The sequence below is a fragment of the Chlamydia gallinacea 08-1274/3 genome, from assembly GCF_000471025.2.
In the GTDB taxonomy this organism is placed as follows: Bacteria; Chlamydiota; Chlamydiia; order Chlamydiales; family Chlamydiaceae; genus Chlamydia; species Chlamydia gallinacea.
In genome coordinates, this window is sequence record NZ_CP015840.1 from 504816 (window position 1) to 522106 (window position 17291).

Below are 17291 nucleotides of genomic sequence, written 5' to 3' on the forward strand. Positions count from 1 at the left end.
CTGGCTATTATTGCCAAAAAGGTATTCTTATGCAAACTCTTGCTCGCTTATTTGGCCAATCTCCTTTTGCTCCTTTGCAAGCGCATTTAGAAGTAGTTGCATTTTGTGTTCGGCAGATGTTGCCGATGTTTCTTGCTTTGCGTGACCAAGATTATCCACAAGTCCATGCTCTTGCTAAGACGATTTCAGATAAAGAATACCAGGCGGATTGTATCAAAAATGATATGCGTAACCATCTTCCCGTAGGCTTATTCATGCCTATATCTCGGGCAGGAATTTTAGAAATTATTTCTATTCAGGATAGTATTGCGGATACGACTGAAGATGTCGCGATTTTGCTTACTGTCAGGGAGTTGCGTTTTTATCCTGAATTTGAATCCGTCTTTTCTCAATTTTTACATAAAAGTGTAGAAACTTTTGATTTTATTATGGCCGTTATCCAAGAATTCAATAAATTGCTTGAAAGCTCCTTCGGGGGACGTAAAGCGGATAAAGTCCGTTTTTTAGTTAGTCGTGTAGCAAAAGCAGAGCATGAATGTGATGTAATTCAGCGTCAGCTGATGCAAATTTTCTTTTCAGATGAATTTGCAATTTCTACAAAGGAGTTTTACTTGTGGTTGCAAATCATTAAGCGTGTAGCGAGTATCTCGAATAGTTCAGAAAAACTTGCTTATCGCATTAACATGACGTTAGAAGAAAAGTAAGAATGTCATGCTTGCTCTAGTCATTTTTGTTCTTTTATGCGGTTTTTATACCTCATGGAATATAGGCGCAAATGATGTAGCAAATGCTGTGGGGCCTAGTGTGGGTTCTGGAGTATTAACTCTACGACAAGCAGTAATTGTTGCGATTATTTTTGAATTTTTAGGAGCTTTATTTCTTGGTAACCGCGTTGCAGGAACCATAGAGAGCCACATTGTCTCGGTTTCTGATCCTTTAATTGCGTCTGGAGACTATGTTTATGGAATGACAGGCGCTTTACTTGCCACGGGAGTTTGGCTACAGCTAGCCTCGTATTTCGGATGGCCTGTATCAACAACGCATTCTATAGTTGGGGCAGTTATAGGCTTTGGACTTGTTTTAGGAAAAGGAACTGTCATTTATTGGGGATCTATAGGGACAATTGTCATTAGTTGGATATTATCGCCTGTGCTAGGGGGATGTATTGCTTATCTTGTTTTTTCTTTTATACGAAAACGTATCCTGTATCGAGGAGATCCTGTTCAAGCTATCTTACGTATCGCACCTTTTCTGGTAGCTTTTGTCATTATTGTGTTAGGAGTCATTATCGTTTGTGGAGGATTAATCACACGTTTTGTTCCCTATGCCTGGGCATTAGGTATTGTCTTCTTTTTGGGAGGATTAAGTTACATGCTTATGTTTGGCTATGTACATACTTCTCGGTGTTCTTATATTTCTGATTCTCCTAAGGTAGGGAGCTTAGTGTATCGCCTAAAAAAGTGTGGCGGTAATTATGGAAGAAAATATTTGGTTGTTGAAAGAATTTTTGCTTATTTACAAATTATCATTGCTTGTTTCATGGCATTTGCTCATGGTTCTAATGATGTTGCCAATGCTATAGCTCCTGTAGCTGGGGTATTGCGCCAGCTCTATCCTCAAATGTACTCTTCTTATACATTGTTTGGGTTAATGATATTTGGTGGTATAGGCTTAATTATTGGATTATCTATTTGGGGATGGCGTGTTATTGAAACTATAGGATGTAAAATTACTGAGCTTACGCCTTCTCGAGGATTTTCTGTAGGACTAGGAGCTGCAATTACTATTGCTCTAGCATCAGCATTAGGGTTACCCATATCCACAACACATGTGGTTGTTGGTGCTGTATTAGGTATAGGTCTTGCCAGGGGGATTCACGCGATTAATTTAAATATTATTAAAGATATCATCATGTCCTGGTTTATTACCCTGCCAGCAGGAGCTATACTCTCTATTCTATTTTTCTTTGCTTTAAGAGTGCTTTTCCATTAAAAATAGGGAAATCATCTTAGTAATTTTTCAAGGCATATGGATAGGTTAACAGTCAGAGATCTCTCCCCAGAAGAACAAAAAGTATTGGTACGGGTTGATTTTAATGTCCCCATTAAAGATGGAAAAATTCTCGATGATATACGCATTCGTAGTGCTATGCCTACGATTAATTACTTATTACAAAAGCGTGCTGCTGTCATTTTAATGAGCCATTTAGGGCGTCCTCAGGGGAATGGGTTTGAAGAGAAGTATTCACTACAGCCGATTGTTGAGGTTCTCGAGGGCTATTTGGGACACCATGTTCCCTTGGCTCTTGCTTGTGTAGGAGAAGTCGCTCGCCAAGCTGTAGCGCAGTTATCTCCGGGTAGAGTCTTATTACTAGAAAATTTACGATTTCATTATGGAGAAGAACATCCAGAAGAAGATCCCAAGTTTGCGGCAGAGTTATCTTCTTACGGGGATTTGTATGTGAATGATGCTTTTGGGACTTCTCATAGGAAACATGCTTCTGTTTACACAGTGCCTCAAGCTTTCCCTGGAAAAGCAGCTGCAGGTTTCCTCATGGAAAAGGAACTAGAATTTCTTGGTAACCATTTGTTAATTTCTCCTAAACGTCCCTTTACTGCCATTCTAGGTGGAGCGAAAGTATCATCAAAAATTGGTGTTATCGAAGCTCTGTTATCTCAAGTAGATAATCTCTTACTGGCAGGCGGTATGGGATTTACTTTTTTAAAAGCTTTAGGAAAATCCTTAGGCAATTCTCTAGTTGAAGAGTCAGGTGTAGAACTAGCGCGGCGTGTAATCGAACTTGCTGAAAAAAACAAAGTGCGTATTTTCTTACCTAGTGACGTTAAAATTGCTAAGACATGTGCTCCCGGAGTTTCTTGGCAAGAAGCGTCGATAGGACAGGGGATTCCCCAAGGTTTTCAAGGTCTAGATATTGGAACAAAAACAGTTCAAGAATTTTGTAAGATTATTGACGCCTCAGCTACAGTATTTTGGAATGGCCCTGTTGGAGTTTATGAAGTTCCTCCGTTTGATCAAGGATCTATGGCTATTGCGAATTGCTTAGCTCGCCATCCTTCAGCTATTACAGTCGTGGGGGGAGGAGATGCTGCTGCTGTTGTTGCGTTGGCGGGGTGTTCGACTCAGGTATCTCACGTATCCACAGGGGGAGGGGCGTCTCTTGAGTTTTTAGAAAAAGGCTTTTTACCAGGGACAGAAGTTCTCTCTCCTGCTCCGGAAAATACAAAGGATTCTGCTTCGGATTAGGTCTCATTTTGTCCATCTTTTGAGTTTTCTAGCTTTTAACTTATAGATCTTGTTTAGATAACCCCAGGCATCCTAGTGTCTGGGGATTTCTTTATTCTATCTAGCTAAATCTTTGATTTTCAGTTGGATCTGCGCCTATTTTGTAAGATAATTAAAATTATTATACATGAATTAATTATCCATCATTTTTTATTAAGTTTTAATAAACATTTATTTTTTTATTTTAAAAAGTGTTCGCTTAATTGTTCTTCATTTTAAAATTAAAAATATAAATGTGGAGAAAATTATGGGAATTAATCCAAGTCATCGTGGAGGAAATAACGACCTATGGATTTCCAGGACGCCTGATCACGGAGAAGAGACGCAAGGATCCCAGTCTGTATCAGGGGAATTGGGTTCTCATAGGATTTCTACATCAGGTAAGGGAACATCCACAGGTATATTAAGTAGAATTGCTTCTACTGTACGGTCATTCTTTAGTATTTTTACTAGAAGTTCTGCTGGTAAAGGGGGCAAAGCTTCCACAGAATCTTCCATAAGATCGCGTCTTTCTGTAGAAGCTACGGGTGATGCGCGAGCAACAGAAGGTGCAGCGAGAGGATTACAAAAAAAGGGATATACTCCAGGGAAACCTGTTTCTATCCCAACAGTTCCTACACCAACAGATACAGATAGTACAGGCTCTTCTTCTTCTATTCCTATCGTTGAGGGATTAAAATCTCATTTAGAAGCAAGTGCACAGTCAAGACAAGAACAAGTATCCAAACTAGCAGATCAAATAAAATCTCGTTGGACAAATTTAGAAAATACAGACGAGGTGAATTATACAGTAACAGGTTTACAAACACTAGTTGGGGGATTAGCTAATACACGTCGAGCTTTGACTAGAGAATTACAGTTAACACGATCTGGTGCGAATGATTCTACTATTGATGAGATGAAAACACTATCCCAATCACTTTGGAGTTACGCTGCTAAAGATCATGATCAAAATGGGGAATCAGAATTATTTAGCTTGTTGGTCCACCTATCTTTTGGGGGTCCCTCCTTGGATTCTTCTACTACAATACAAGATTATGCGGATGACCTTGTTGATCTCCATAGTGAAGATGGATTTTTAGATGAACAGGCACAGGATATGCTTTCTGAATTTGCAGAGAAGATGGACAGTTTAAGAAGTAGTTCATTGAATGATGCGAATCGCGCATGGGCAAATTTTATTAACAGAGGCGAAGTCGCTGTGCGGGGGGTTGCTAACCGAGAATTAGCAGCCAATGTAGGTAAATATGATCATGCGGATATGCAAGAAAATGTCGAATGGAATTTATCTGCATTAACTTCATTGCAACAACTTGATCCTGATGTATTTGTAACGACCATGGGAGTCTTAGCTTCGGATGTTTTATAGTATAGAAAAAGGGAAATAAAAGAATTATGGGATCTCCTGTGCAAGGCGGTAATGGAGGCGTAGAGCCTCCTTGGCGTGACCTTTTCGACAACCGTACAGATTCTAATTCTGAAGGAGAAGAGGCTGATGTAGATCAGCGGATTACGGATCATGTGAGTTCTGTTTTTAGTTCTCATCCAGAGTCTGGCATTCCTCAGGCCAGTCCATCTTCTGAGATGTCCAGTGATCTTCCTGAGCGTTTAGAAGCGAGTCTTCATAGCAAAGGATTTTTTAAATCTCTTCTTCAAAGAATACAGCGTGCTGTGCTTAGAATCTGGTCATTACGATCAAAAGCTCCTCATGATGAATGTACTTCAAGTTATCGTGCGCTGTTTGAAGATACAGAAATACGTGAAACTCTTGTTTCTGAAGCGCAAAGTGTTCCTCCTCCTGCTCGAGGCTGCTTAGCTTCTATAAGGCAGTTTTTCTTAGATACACTTAGAAAGATGTGTAGCTGTATTTATAAAAAGAAATCCGCATCCCTCATCAATTTTTGTGGTTTAGATCCAGAAAGTCCTGAAGGGACTATAGCCATTGCTTTATTATTACGCATGGCAAGTAAGTGGGCATTAACTGAATTCTCCTCTCTTGAGCAACAACCACAAACTTCTCAAGATCAGCATGCATTTCTCTTACAAGACGCCGAAGATTCTTTTAAAATTATGACTATATTTCAAAAGTTAATCCAAGGGAGATCTACAGGAGATTCCTTAACAGTCATACGTGGAATAGCGAAATTAGCCTGCTCAGTATCTAGCTACCAGGGAAACTACCAAAAAGCCGTACAATCTCTAAGTAAAAGAGATTATAAGCGTGATTATTCTGAAATTCTTTTAGGAGCTAAGCAACTCGATATTCTTGCAAGTAAAGGAATTGAAGAGCAAATGACATTAAAACACATGATGATGTCATTATGTGTCACTTACAATCAGTTATTAGGAGAGTTTCTAAGTTTATGGGGAGATGCCATACAAAACAATCCTACAGGAGTTCGGTATGACTTTGTTGTTCAAGTAGTTGAAGCTAATCTTCCTATTTTGCAGGAAGCCTATGTTTTGAACCCCCAGCTTTATGAGCGTATGTTAGATGATGCTATTTGTCATTTTTTCTTTGTTCCTCAGGTAAATGAAAATTAATTGTTGTTAGGTGGAGGAACGACATTTTTTGTAAGATAATAACAATAGTGAAATAAAAATAATGCAATTATGTGTTTTAGAGAATAAACACAAAACCTATAGGGTTGCATGATTTTTTTATGATGTTAGATTTACGATTTTCTGTAGATTACTATCTTCGTGTGTTAGAATTAGCTATTCGCGATGAATCTAGAATTCTTGTGTATGATCAAAAACAGCTGCTTTTAGAGGCATGGCCTCGTCATCAACCTGTATCTGTTGCGCAGGACGCTTCATTAGCAACTATAAAACAAGCAATTCAAGAGATTTTTTCTCGAACAGCAATTTCTTATTCTGTATCGGGAAGGCTTTTATCTATTATCGATATGCGTTTGCGTCAGGAACGATCCTATACGCGTTTATTTTATTGGCTATTTCGTAGAGAAACTTATGAGAGTAAAAAAGCTGTTGTTCAGAAGTTGCTCTCTTTGAAGGAGATTCTTTTTCTTGAGTATCACCGTCTGATTAGAAAAATTTCTATTTCTGCAGATAGGGCGCTTACAAAGGCAAAAACAAACTTTTCTTCTTGGGAGGATTTTTCCCACGAAGTGACCTTACCAACAACAGAAATACAAACGCCTACTTCTATTGTGCAAGAGAGCCTAGCTGCAGAATCTTCTTCTCAAGTGCTAATGGATGCATTAATGACCCTGTTAGAAACACGCTCAGGACACCATCCCTTAAGTTTAGAATTACTTGAGCAGTTTATTTCTGAGAAAAGTACGCCTTTACATATCTTATCGGAGAAAAATTATTATTTTTTATCTCAACTAAAGAATGTGTATCTCAGGAGTCGCGAAGATTTTCAGGCGATTATCGTAGGAATGCTGACAAATTCGTTAACCGAAGTTCTTACAAATTCTTTGGTAGGTTCACAGATACTCACGGCTCAGGGAAAAACTTGGGTACATGCTTGGCAGGAATTTACAGAGCATTCCCCTCAGGAAAGTGCCATGTCTAAAGGGTTCTTAGCAGAAATTTTACGCTATCTACTTGCTGAGGACATTCAAACATGCGCAGCCACTTCTACTACTTATGATGCGACTCCTGAGCAAATTGGGAATTTATATAGTATTCGCGATGTCGATCCTATCCTCTGGAGCAAAATGATTCGCCTACTTCTTATGCGCTGGTTGTTAGACTATGACAACAAAGTGTACTCTCTTTTGAAAAAAAGTATCAATTCTTCTACTCCCCATCCTACGTGGTGGCAGTCAATAATCCGCAAAGTTAAAAAATATTTATAACTTTTTCAAAAGCACAATAAACCTACTGAGGTGTATACTTGTTGTGTTATGATCCCATTTCGCTTGTATCATCTCTATGCCTTGCTGAAGGCAGTGCATAGCACTCCCCTAGGGGAAGCAAATCGCTTGGCCATGTACTTTAAACAGCACCGCTCCCTGGGGTCTAAGGATCGTCAGTGGATTAGCTCACGCCTGTTTGCAGTTCTTCGTCACCAACGTTTGTTAGAAGCCCTACTTACAAAGGAAAATAAAGAAATATCTCCCGAGAATTTAGTCTCTAAGTTGGACGAGGGAGCTCTGGAAAATATTGCTGCCTATAAAGAGTTCCCCTGGCCTATACGGTATTCTGTATCTGATGATCTTGCCGTATGCTTAATCAAGGATTATGGAGAGGAAAAAGCTCAGGAAATTGCTAAGTGGTTTTTGCAGGAAGCTCCCCTGTCTATTCGTGTGAACACACGTAGGATTTCCGTAGAGGATCTTCAACAATCTTTAGGTTATCCTTGTACATTGGGAGAAACTCCTGGATCACTAAATTTTTTAAAGAGATATCCTTTACAGTCGAGTTTGGCATTTCGTCAGGGATTATTTGAAATTCAAGATGAATCATCACAAAAAATTACTTTAGAAATTCCTGTAACAAAACAGGACCGTGTTTTAGATTTTTGCGCCGGAGCAGGAGGAAAGAGCCTTATACTTGCTGAAAAAGCACGACATGTTGTTCTACATGATTGTCGTCAAAAGATATTGCAAGAGGCAAAACATCGTTTATTACGTGCAGGGTTAAGAAATTTTTCTATTCAGAGAACAAAGTCTTTAAAGAATCAGCGTTTTTCCCTAGTTGTTGTTGATGCTCCTTGTTCAGGAAGTGGGGTATTCCGACGCCATCCAGAAAAGAAAATTTTATTTTCACGCCAAGAGTTACTACAACATTCCTATGCACAAAGACAAATTCTAGAAGAAGCAGTTCGCTATGTCCAGAAGGGAGGAAGACTTGTCTATATTACCTGTTCCCTACTTTCCTTAGAAAATGAAAAACATAGTGCTTATATGTTGTCTTTAGGATGGAAGCCAGAGCGCATTACTCATATACTTGCTCCAAACCGAGGGGATAGTTTTTTTGCCGCGCATTTTATTCGTAAATAATAAGATGGCCTTTTCCCTACCTATGAAGATGTGCCCGTGGTGAGCAATGTAATTCTATTTAGAATAATAGAAACCAATAAGTGATGACACAAACTGCTTTTTTCAGAAAATTGCTCGAATTGCAATAAAATGTGCAGCAAGTGACTCGGATTATTCCAAATTTCAGGCCGCTTAATTGCGGTAATGACATGGTGTAAGAAATGAGTATATTGTTCTTCTTGAATTTCCTTATAATTTTTCAACCAATGTTTGGTTATTCCTAAACAGAAATGTCTTGAGGAATGATCTAAAGTTGGCATAGCAGCTTCCCCCAGCCCCAGAGATAAAAACATAAAGATACATAAGCTAAAACAGACATACCTACGCATAATTTTTCTCCGATCTCATGAACTCGCAACAGCTTATGCAAAAACAGAGTTTTTATATAAGTTAAATAAAAATTATTCATTTTCAATAATAACGCACAGGCTTGCGTACCTTGCGCCGTGTTTTTTTATAATATAATCCTAATAATCCCAGAATAACATATGTCCTTTGGGAAAACATGAGTGCCCGGATAGCAATATAAAATCGTTGTAAAGGAGAGGGAACTATATCATAGGGAGAGTATACGGGACGTGAGAAAGTTTCTTTCTTAGAGGAGCGAAATACCCAATGGCCGATAAGGTCTCCTTGATGAATAGGAAAGCTTGTAACATGGGGAACAAAAGTCACAGTGCAGGGATCTTCACCTTCTGAAGCATAAAAGTCATAATACACGCCTTCAGGAAGAGGCAAGGAAATAGAGCCCAAGGTTCCTAGAGATAAGCGATATTTCTCTGTAGGAAGTATAAGGTAACGCCTTAAGGGAAGTTCATTAAACACAGCTTCACATAGAGCATGAATATCATGATAGAGCTTGTCCATGGAAGAGTATCCTGTAGCAATGGTGATGATCGAGCGATTGTTTTTACAAGCAGATACGATTAAGTTTTTCCCTGCAAGTTCTGTACTTCCTGTTTTTCCCCCGATAATTGAAGGATAGTAATAAGGAGATGTTGTGACGAGTAATTTATTCGTTGTGCATAGTGTTCTTTCTGGATTGAGGTTTGTAGCTGCTATGGTATAGCTTGACGTATGAATTACTTGGCGGAATAAGGGTTCCTTCAATCCCTCACGCATGATACAAAGCAAGTCTCTGGCCGTTGTATAGTGATTCGGATGATGCAATCCATGAGGATTATTTAGATGAGTATCGTGGCAGCCTAGTTCTCGTAAAAATGTATTTAATTGATGCATAAATTCAGGAATAGAACCCGAACAGGCTATTGCTAAGCTATTTGCGGCATCGTTAGCGGAACTAATTAATAGGGCGTGAAATAAATCTATTCCGGAGACTTCTTCTTTATTACGTAGATGTATGGTTACTCCGTCGGTTTCTAGCCAATAGGGAGGACTACGGTATCCGGATTGCTTTTTTGCTTGCGGGGAGATGGAAGCTATTGCTTCTTGCTTCACTGCAATAAAGTTGTTCAAGACTTCGGGGTAGCGACGTAAAATAAATAAGGCTGTAGCAATTTTTGTCATGCTCGCTGGATAAATCCTCGCGTCTATGTTTTTGGAATACAGTATCTTACCAGTGTTTTCGTGAATGACCGCCGCTGAAGAACCTTGAACTTCGGGGAAAACAATGTCAGCATAAATGAGAGAAGTCCCTAGCCATGTCAGCAAGCTCAGCAGTCCATAGTGAAAAAATGCCTTAGCCATTGGGGGATATTTGTTTATTTACTTAGTTTTATAGGGGTTCAAGAAAAGCTCTTGACTCCCTTTAAAATAAAGAATTACCATGGGGCAAGGGAAAATGCTATGAGTTTAGATTTTTTAGAAGAATTTTATCGTCATACCATCTGCAACTGTGAAGCTTTTTGTGAAGGATTCGCAGATATTGCAGATATCCTGTCTACAGCTTCTCTCAGCACCTCAACGAGTAGTCGCCCCATGAACAATTTCATTATTGCAGAAACTATAGATAAACTCACTTTATTTAACTCAGACTTTGCTGTATGGCTTGTTCCAGAAGTTATCCAGGGTGAAGCTGTTACTCGCGGATATATTGCATTATATCATGCGTCTAGGGGTTATACTCCGGAACTTGCTTTCCAAGCTTCAGGAAAATATAACCAGTCTGCATTAATTCTGGAGGCTTTACATTTGTATCTTCAAGATATTCAAGATACGGAAGATAGTTTACGTTCTTTTTATTTGTAGTTTTTACTTTAAGTATTATGAATTTTTAAATGGACAATATTAGCATTTGCATGACGTTCATATTGAAGTTCATCTACAGAGTTTTTAGCTAGGAAGATCCCTAGTCCGCCTAATTTTCTTTCGTCTAGAGGCACGCACGTTTGTATATCAATGGTTGCAGTTAAGGGATTAAACGAAGTCCCATAATCTTTAATGGTTACACAAAATTCTTTTGGATCTCCATCACAAGAAATTGTAATTGTCCCAGGTGAGACAGAGTCTTGATAGGCATAGGAAATAATATTCACAAGCAACTCCTCACAGGCAAGTTCGAGTTTTAATAGTTTATCTTTGGGGAAAGCTTGGAGTTGCTCAGTATGTTTAACAAAGTCTAACATATTGTGAAGTTCACTAAGGAGAGCGGGAAAGACAGCTTCTCCACTAGAAGAGGTCATAGTATACCTGTTGAACAATAGTCTCTGCTACATGAGCATATAATACACGCTGAGCGCTCTTTATAGCTTCATTATGCATTTCGAATTGTCCTAAAGCAAACTGATGAGCGTTAGTGATACCTAAGTCAGGTTCAAAATCAAAAGCAACTGATTTTCGTGCGACGTGTTCATCAATTACTACTTGTCCCGAGTGCTTGTCGATTAATTGTACTTGCGCTGATAAAGACAAACGCCCCTCATTAGAAACTATAAAATGCTTAGGAGTCTTATCATTAATTTTATTTGGGGCATACGTAAAACCTGCATTCTCGTCAATCTCATTCAAGAGGCGGACCTTCAGAAGATAGCGAGAGTTTGTTTCTCCACTATGTGCTGTTAAAGAACGCTTGCTTAATTCGTAAATAATGGCTGCTGTCAGTTGTCCTAAAACATCATTATCTATGGGAGAAAGATCAATGCCTTCTGAGCGGATGGATTTTCCTAAAGCAGAGAGTACATTAGAAGAATTCACTAGCCTATAGCCAACACACGAGGTGCACCCACAACTGACGAAACAAAACAATAAAAAACTTAATATCTTACGCATGAACATGTCTAGTAATTTAAGAGTGTTTTGCTATTCTATCTAATCGTTTGAGACATTTAGCAACGAATGGTGAATCGGGATAAGTCTCTACCGCTGTAGTATAATAAATACTTGCAGCACGTAATTTCTTCTTTTTTTCGTAGAAGCGTCCAGAATGATACAATCCTGAGGCATATAAGTCGTTCATAATGCGTACATTAGAAGAAACTACAGCATTGAGAGGATGATTGGGATGTTGTTTTCTCATTGCTTCTTCATTCATTTTAGCTAATTTTAAATATTGGGCATTATGATCTTCTTTTTTAGCTTGGATAAGATAAATTTCAGATAAACGTACAAATGCTTTAGGAGATAAAGAGTGTTGGGGAAATTGTAGTGTTAATTTTTTAAATACTTTTGTTGCTTCCGCGAGCTCTTTCCTCATAATAAGCAGGTCTCCCTTAAAATATAAGGCCTGCGCTCCCAAATCTTTGTGGGGGAATGCCGCAAGAATTTCATCGTAAATACGCAAAGCATCTTCATCAGCGTTCATTAATTTAGGAAAGCCTTCTAAAAGGAAAATCCGCTTACGTTTACCTTGAGCAAAGCTTTGAGCTATAGCAAGCTTCATGGAAAAGAGTTCTTCAGAATATTTAGCATCAGGAAGTTCCATATATAGGGAAAATACCTTATTTGCTAAATCCGGTTGATCTCTTTTAAAGTAACATACACCCGTAAGATACAAGGCTTCAGAATATAAAGGATCTTTCGGAAAATGGTGGGTAATCATTCTGAAGCATAACGATGCTCTATGGTAATTTTGGTGTTCTAGATTGCGGATACCTACAGAAAGATAGTCTTGAGCAGAGTATTTGGGGGTAAATTTTTGAGGAGAAAGTTTTCCTAAAAAAGGTTCGAAAGAAATCGGCCCGGCATAACAACTAGAAGACACAAGCAGTAAGGCAAAAATCAACTGTAAAAGAGATCTCATAAATCCAGTGCGGGTCTACGATAATAAAACGTCATCATAAGAAAGAAAAAGAGAATTTGTCAAATACGTTGTTAGTATTTATTTAAAAAACCAACTTTTTGTTTGATAAAACATTTTTTTATTTATTAAAATAAATAAAAAGGTTCTTTTATGAAAAAGTTAGTTTGTTATCTAGGTACTTTTATTCTATCGTTTTCTTGCGGTGTATTTCTATGGGATAATGTTCCGTGCGCTCGTAAAGCCATGCAAGTAACTGCAAGCTGCAGTACCGAAGTTTTTGAAAAAAGTTGTCAAATGATTCGTAAGATTTCTGGATTTGAAAAACTTCGTGTATTTGAAAGAAAATTTTCTGCTGACCAGATATTAAGTTATTTTCCAGAGCATGTTGATGGTAAGGTAGCTGTAGAACTGACATTTGTGCCTCATACCTTAATGTGTGTGCGATTCTCTCAAGAAGACCCCGTGAAAAAATCTATGGTAAGTAAGGAAGGAGAAATTCTATGGAATTTATCTAGTGGGGAAATGGTCCTCAATACAGGCACGTGGTTGTGTTCTAAAGGATTAAGAGAATGTTTGCTACTTAGAGCAGGAAGACAAGATGTGAGTGTGATGCAGGAGCTAGCACATTTAGGGGGAGCAGCATCTAAAGAATCTTTATCTCATGCCTTATCTATGAAGAATATGCGCGCGGATAAAGTAATTAAATCCTGTCAGAAAAAAAAGTTAATTTTTTCAACAGGAAGCCAAATAGGTAGTCATTTTCAACAATTACAACCTATTCAAGGCTGTACAACCGAAATGCCTTCTTCTCCTGTATGGTTGAAAAAACCTCGGGGAGCTTCTTTAATTTCTCCACAGTTTTCTGAAGATCGGATATGTAATTTTGTGAAAATGATTTTTGGAGATAACTTTTTAATTTTAAATAAAGATACTGTTTATGTTCCCGTCTATAAAGTATTAATCAAAGCTGAAGATCATAGTGAACGTATAGAGTATATTAATGCGATTACAGGAAAGCCTTTCCACAATCTTTAAATGGAAATCAAACGTATAGGAAGCTGAGCATGTTCTAGATCTTTCTGTAGATTGGCAGTGTCTTCAGAAATAAAATAGTCTGTATCTGGAGAGATGGAAGCCACTTTCTGATTGTCTTTAGTGAAAATCAATGATAATGCTCGTGACCCAGGGTACTTACTTAAGATATGTTTTAAAGTACATATATGACTGTGACGGAGTTCACCAAGGTCAAGAGACAGCTTTACCACGGAAGTGGGTGATCGTAAATTCTCAGTTTTTGACATCGTTGTTTTCTCCTGATTTTTATTTTTCCCTGAGTTGACATAGAACGACATCTTTTGCATTTGCTCTTTGATTTTGTCAAACATCTCATCGCATTCTTGTAGAATTTGTTCGTTGATGAGAGAGAGATCTTTCATCCATCGGCAGGAAAGTCGTAAGGAGTCGCTACGCTTATCAATAGATAAAATAGCATAAACTAAGCAATCTTCCTCTAATAGTTCCTGTTGTTCTGCATACATTTCTGGCCATATAGGCAATTCATAAGAATCAATACCATCACTAATGCGTAATATAGCAAATTTTTTTTGCCCTTTGGAAGAAAGGCGTGTAGTCACTTTGTCAATCATAAATAAAGTACGAACTACTGCACCATGAGGAAGATGATCAAACTCGCCAAGACTCACTACAGATAACCTGGGCAAAATATCTTTTACAGCATCCATAGGATGCTCAGTAAGGTAAATACCGAGTAATTCTTTTTCTTTCTTGAGTTTTTCTTTTTTTGATCTTTGTATTACAAGGGTATCGGGAGCGAGGGTCTCTGTTTCCTCTTGATGCATGGAACTTAAGGAAAAGAATGTCATGACTCCTGAGGCAGCTTCTTTTTTTTCTTTTGCAATGGCATCATACATAGATTCTAATGTGGCAAGAGCCCGGTCTCTATCGGGTTCAAAAATATCAAAGCAACCAGAATCGATTAAATTTTCTGCGTGTTTCTTTGTGACTTTTTTTAAGTCAGAACGCTGGATAAAATTTCGAATGCTTAAATAAGGACCATGTTTTTCTCGTTCTTCGATAATACTTTCTACAAGTCCTTTACCAATACCTTTAATGGCTCCCATAGCAAAACGAATTCCTTGATCTGTAGCGACGAAATTTGTTCCTGATTCGTTAATATCTGGAGGTAAAACACAAATATCCATGCTACGTGCTTCATGGATGAGCTTACCGATTTTTTCAATGTCGTCAGAATCACAAGTCAGTAGGGCAGCTAACCATTCTTTAGGATAATTTGCTTTAAGGTAGGCCGTTGTATAAGTAATTAAACCGTAAGCAGCCGCATGGGATTTATTAAATCCGTAAGAAGCAAATTTTTCCATTTTATCAAAAATTGTCGTTGCTAATTCTGTGTCAATACCATTTTTACAGGCTCTTTCACAAAACCGGGTGCGCTCTTTGAGCATTTGATTGATATCTTTTTTCCCCATAGCACGACGTAAAACATCACCTTCACCTAGGGAATAGCTTGCTAAAGAACCTGCAATTTGCATTACTTGTTCTTGATAGACCATGATTCCATAGGTTTCTTTCAGAATAGGCTCCATTAAGGGATGGTCATATTCGATAATTTCTTTCCCATGCTTACGATTAATAAACGAGGGAATCATGTCCATGGGACCAGGACGATATAAAGCACCTATCGCAATGATTTCTTCAAAAGAATCTGGGCGAAGATTTTTAGCTAATTCTTGCATACCTTTGGATTCCATTTGAAATATGCCCATAGTTTTCCCTTGGTGTAAAAGGGCAAAAGTTGTTTTGTCGTCCAAAGGCAGGGAAGCCATGTGCAATAGCTTCCCTGTTTTTCTATAAATTGCCTGAATAGCAATGTGGATACTAGTTAATGTTTTTAATCCAAGAAAATCGATTTTTAGCATGCCCACACTTTCCACAGGTTTCATGGAAAATTGTGTAGTAATCATCGTAGAATCTTTAGAAATACAGATGGGAATATGGTCAGTAAGGCGATCACCGCAAATAATTACTCCAGCAGCATGCACCCCCGTATTACGAATTGATCCCTCTAAACGCATGGCCATATCAATAACTTGAGAAGCTTCGGCATCATGAGTATACAGCTCATATAAATTAGGGTCTGTTTCTAATGCTTTGGTTAAAGTCGCATGTAACTCAGGGATATGCTTGGCGATTTGATTGACTTTCGCTAGGGGAACGTCCAAGGTTCTTCCTACGTCCTTTACGGCCATTTTGGCTTTCATGGTTCCAAAAGTAATGATTTGCGCTACATTGTCTTTGCCATGTCGCTCTATAGCATAGTTAATTACACGTTCTCGACCTGCCATACAAATGTCGATATCGATGTCTGGATAGGATAAACGTTCGGGATTGATAAATCTTTCGAAGAACAGATCAAAGCGGATGGGTTCAATTTCTGTAATACCTAGTAAAAATAACATCACTGAGCCGGCTCCCGAGCCTCTTCCTGGACCTACAGGAATACCGTGATCTTTTGCCCAATGGATGATATCCCAAACAATCAGAAGATAGTCACACATCCCTTTGGGAATAATAATAGACATTTCTGTCTCCAGACGTTTTTTCACCAATTCCAGGGGATCTTGATTAGGGAACTTTTTTGCGATGTGTGCTAGTGCTTCTTTAGTATATTTTGTAGATAATCCTTGTTCGCAAAGATATTTTAAGAATTCAGAGGAGGCAATATAGCGTTCTTCTTCAGTATACGCGCCTTTTTCTTTTAAAGATTCTGGGACATAAATAGGGTAATGTTTATTTGAAAAATTCAATTTAAGATTACATTTATCTGCAACTTCCAAAGTATTGGTAATGGTTTCCGGATGGTCGCTAAATATTTTAGCCATTTCTTCGGGAGATTTAAAATAATACTCCCGGCTCAAATACACTTTTCTTTTAGGATTAGGGATATAAGTATTTTGTTTTGCAATACGGATAGTCTCACCAAATTGCACATTAAGCAGAATTTCATGAGCAAGCCAATCATCGGGGTGGATATAGTGGATATCATTTGTTGCTACTGTATGAATACCTAAGCGTTTACTTGCTTCTAATACAGCACAATTCACTCGAGTTTGCTTATCAATAAACTGATGATACTCGTGTTTGAGCCATTCTTCATTGAGAGATGAAATTTTCTCTTCAGACATTTTATGGAGCTGAATTTCAGTATAAAAATCATCACGAAATAGTTGTTGATACCAAAGTAAGTCCTTTTCAAGAGCTTCCTCGGATTCTAAAGCTGCTTGGGCAACAGATCCCGATAAACAACCAGAAAGACAAATTAATCCGCGTGCATACTGAGTAAGAAGATCACGATCTATTCTTGGAAAATAATAAAAACCTTCTGTGAATGCTAAAGAAGATAGAGTGCAAAGATTACGATAGCCCTCTTCATTTTTACATAAAAGAATCAGATGGTTGGCGACGCGACTTTTTTTTTCTTTTTTTTTCTCGAAACGAGATGTAGGCGCTACATAAACTTCACAGCCAATAATTGGCTTAATATCATTTTGTTCACATTCTTTATAGAATTCAATAGCACCGTAGAGGTTGCCGTGATCAGTTAATGCTAAGGAAGGAATACGATATTCCTTTGCTTTAGCTACAAAGCTTTTAATTGAGCTGGTCGCGTCTAAGATTGAGTATTGCGAATGGCAATGAAGAGGAATCCAAGTCATAAGATAGCCTCATTCATCTTT

The 17291-nt window shown here is 38.2% G+C and carries 15 protein-coding genes; 9 read left to right on the top strand and 6 right to left on the bottom strand.

Going from position 1 to position 17291, the window contains the following annotated elements; translation table 11 throughout:
* Positions 1-29: 29 nt before the first annotated feature.
* From M787_RS02225 to M787_RS02255, 7 genes are all read left to right on the top strand, one after another.
* On the top strand, positions 30-704 hold the full coding sequence (locus tag M787_RS02225; protein WP_021828833.1) for a TIGR00153 family protein: 675 nt from the start codon (positions 30-32) through the stop codon (positions 702-704).
* Between the two features lie 7 nt (positions 705-711).
* Positions 712-1992, top strand: coding sequence for an inorganic phosphate transporter (locus M787_RS02230; RefSeq protein WP_021828834.1), 1281 nt, complete (start codon positions 712-714; stop codon positions 1990-1992).
* A gap of 36 nt (positions 1993-2028) precedes the next feature.
* Complete coding sequence (locus tag M787_RS02235) at positions 2029-3264, top strand: phosphoglycerate kinase (RefSeq protein ID WP_021828835.1); 1236 nt, start codon at positions 2029-2031, stop codon at positions 3262-3264.
* A gap of 286 nt (positions 3265-3550) precedes the next feature.
* Positions 3551-4672 (top strand): SemD/SinC family type III secretion system effector, encoded by a 1122-nt coding sequence (gene semD, locus M787_RS02240; protein ID WP_021828836.1) that lies wholly within the window; start codon positions 3551-3553, stop codon positions 4670-4672.
* A gap of 26 nt (positions 4673-4698) precedes the next feature.
* Entirely contained in the window at positions 4699-5847 is a 1149-nt protein-coding gene (locus tag M787_RS02245) for a TmeB family type III secretion system effector (protein ID WP_021828837.1), read from the top strand.
* Between the two features lie 119 nt (positions 5848-5966).
* Positions 5967-7133 (top strand): hypothetical protein, encoded by a 1167-nt coding sequence (locus tag M787_RS02250; protein ID WP_021828838.1) that lies wholly within the window; start codon positions 5967-5969, stop codon positions 7131-7133.
* A 48-nt stretch (positions 7134-7181) separates the two neighbouring features.
* Positions 7182-8279 (top strand): RsmB/NOP family class I SAM-dependent RNA methyltransferase, encoded by a 1098-nt coding sequence (locus tag M787_RS02255; protein WP_021828839.1) that lies wholly within the window; start codon positions 7182-7184, stop codon positions 8277-8279.
* A gap of 20 nt (positions 8280-8299) precedes the next feature.
* Here M787_RS02255 and M787_RS02260 read toward each other — a convergent pair whose 3' ends face one another.
* The gene (locus M787_RS02260) at positions 8300-8647 is read right to left on the bottom strand and encodes a hypothetical protein (RefSeq protein WP_021828840.1); all 348 of its coding nucleotides are present in this window, start codon (positions 8645-8647) and stop codon (positions 8300-8302) included.
* Between the two features lie 82 nt (positions 8648-8729).
* Positions 8730-10025 carry a D-alanyl-D-alanine carboxypeptidase family protein gene (locus M787_RS02265; protein WP_021828841.1) on the bottom strand — a complete coding sequence of 432 codons (1296 nt, stop codon included), beginning with the start codon at positions 10023-10025 and terminating at the stop codon, positions 8730-8732.
* 99 nt (positions 10026-10124) lie between these two features.
* Between M787_RS02265 and M787_RS02270 the strand changes: the two genes are divergently transcribed.
* On the top strand, positions 10125-10526 hold the full coding sequence (locus M787_RS02270; RefSeq protein WP_021828842.1) for a hypothetical protein: 402 nt from the start codon (positions 10125-10127) through the stop codon (positions 10524-10526).
* An 8-nt stretch (positions 10527-10534) separates the two neighbouring features.
* Here M787_RS02270 and M787_RS02275 read toward each other — a convergent pair whose 3' ends face one another.
* The 3 genes from M787_RS02275 to M787_RS02285 are packed head-to-tail and all read right to left on the bottom strand — an operon-like array spanning position 10535 to position 12516.
* Complete coding sequence (locus tag M787_RS02275) at positions 10535-10960, bottom strand: ATP-binding protein (RefSeq protein ID WP_021828843.1); 426 nt, start codon at positions 10958-10960, stop codon at positions 10535-10537.
* Complete coding sequence (locus M787_RS02280; RefSeq protein WP_021828844.1) at positions 10947-11546, bottom strand: LPS assembly lipoprotein LptE; 600 nt, start codon at positions 11544-11546, stop codon at positions 10947-10949. The genes M787_RS02275 and M787_RS02280 overlap by 14 nt, the downstream gene beginning before the upstream one ends.
* 16 nt (positions 11547-11562) lie before the next feature.
* Complete coding sequence (locus tag M787_RS02285; RefSeq protein ID WP_021828845.1) at positions 11563-12516, bottom strand: tetratricopeptide repeat protein; 954 nt, start codon at positions 12514-12516, stop codon at positions 11563-11565.
* A 150-nt stretch (positions 12517-12666) separates the two neighbouring features.
* On the opposite strand from M787_RS02285, the gene M787_RS02290 reads away from it, so the two are divergent.
* Entirely contained in the window at positions 12667-13551 is an 885-nt protein-coding gene (locus tag M787_RS02290) for a hypothetical protein (protein WP_021828846.1), read from the top strand.
* On the opposite strand, the gene dnaE is transcribed toward M787_RS02290, so the two are convergent.
* Positions 13548-17270 carry a DNA polymerase III subunit alpha gene (gene dnaE, locus M787_RS02295; RefSeq protein WP_021828847.1) on the bottom strand — a complete coding sequence of 1241 codons (3723 nt, stop codon included), beginning with the start codon at positions 17268-17270 and terminating at the stop codon, positions 13548-13550. The genes M787_RS02290 and dnaE overlap by 4 nt on opposite strands.
* Positions 17271-17291 lie beyond the last annotated feature (21 nt).

Excerpts from the sequence above, each read along its gene's own strand:
- M787_RS02280 (WP_021828844.1), bottom strand. The coding sequence starts at position 11,546 with ATGCGTAAGATATTAAGTTTTTTATTGTTTTGTTTCGTCAGTTGTGGG.
- M787_RS02260 (WP_021828840.1), bottom strand. The coding sequence starts at position 8,647 with ATGCGTAGGTATGTCTGTTTTAGCTTATGTATCTTTATGTTTTTATCT.
- M787_RS02230 (WP_021828834.1), top strand. The coding sequence starts at position 712 with ATGCTTGCTCTAGTCATTTTTGTTCTTTTATGCGGTTTTTATACCTCA.
- M787_RS02225 (WP_021828833.1), top strand. The coding sequence starts at position 30 with ATGCAAACTCTTGCTCGCTTATTTGGCCAATCTCCTTTTGCTCCTTTG.
- M787_RS02265 (WP_021828841.1), bottom strand. The coding sequence starts at position 10,025 with ATGGCTAAGGCATTTTTTCACTATGGACTGCTGAGCTTGCTGACATGG.
- M787_RS02290 (WP_021828846.1), top strand. The coding sequence starts at position 12,667 with ATGAAAAAGTTAGTTTGTTATCTAGGTACTTTTATTCTATCGTTTTCT.
- semD (WP_021828836.1), top strand. The coding sequence starts at position 3,551 with ATGGGAATTAATCCAAGTCATCGTGGAGGAAATAACGACCTATGGATT.
- M787_RS02285 (WP_021828845.1), bottom strand. The coding sequence starts at position 12,516 with ATGAGATCTCTTTTACAGTTGATTTTTGCCTTACTGCTTGTGTCTTCT.
- M787_RS02245 (WP_021828837.1), top strand. The coding sequence starts at position 4,699 with ATGGGATCTCCTGTGCAAGGCGGTAATGGAGGCGTAGAGCCTCCTTGG.
- dnaE (WP_021828847.1), bottom strand. The coding sequence starts at position 17,270 with ATGACTTGGATTCCTCTTCATTGCCATTCGCAATACTCAATCTTAGAC.
- M787_RS02255 (WP_021828839.1), top strand. The coding sequence starts at position 7,182 with ATGATCCCATTTCGCTTGTATCATCTCTATGCCTTGCTGAAGGCAGTG.
- M787_RS02270 (WP_021828842.1), top strand. The coding sequence starts at position 10,125 with ATGAGTTTAGATTTTTTAGAAGAATTTTATCGTCATACCATCTGCAAC.
- M787_RS02275 (WP_021828843.1), bottom strand. The coding sequence starts at position 10,960 with ATGACCTCTTCTAGTGGAGAAGCTGTCTTTCCCGCTCTCCTTAGTGAA.
- M787_RS02250 (WP_021828838.1), top strand. The coding sequence starts at position 5,967 with ATGATGTTAGATTTACGATTTTCTGTAGATTACTATCTTCGTGTGTTA.
- M787_RS02235 (WP_021828835.1), top strand. The coding sequence starts at position 2,029 with ATGGATAGGTTAACAGTCAGAGATCTCTCCCCAGAAGAACAAAAAGTA.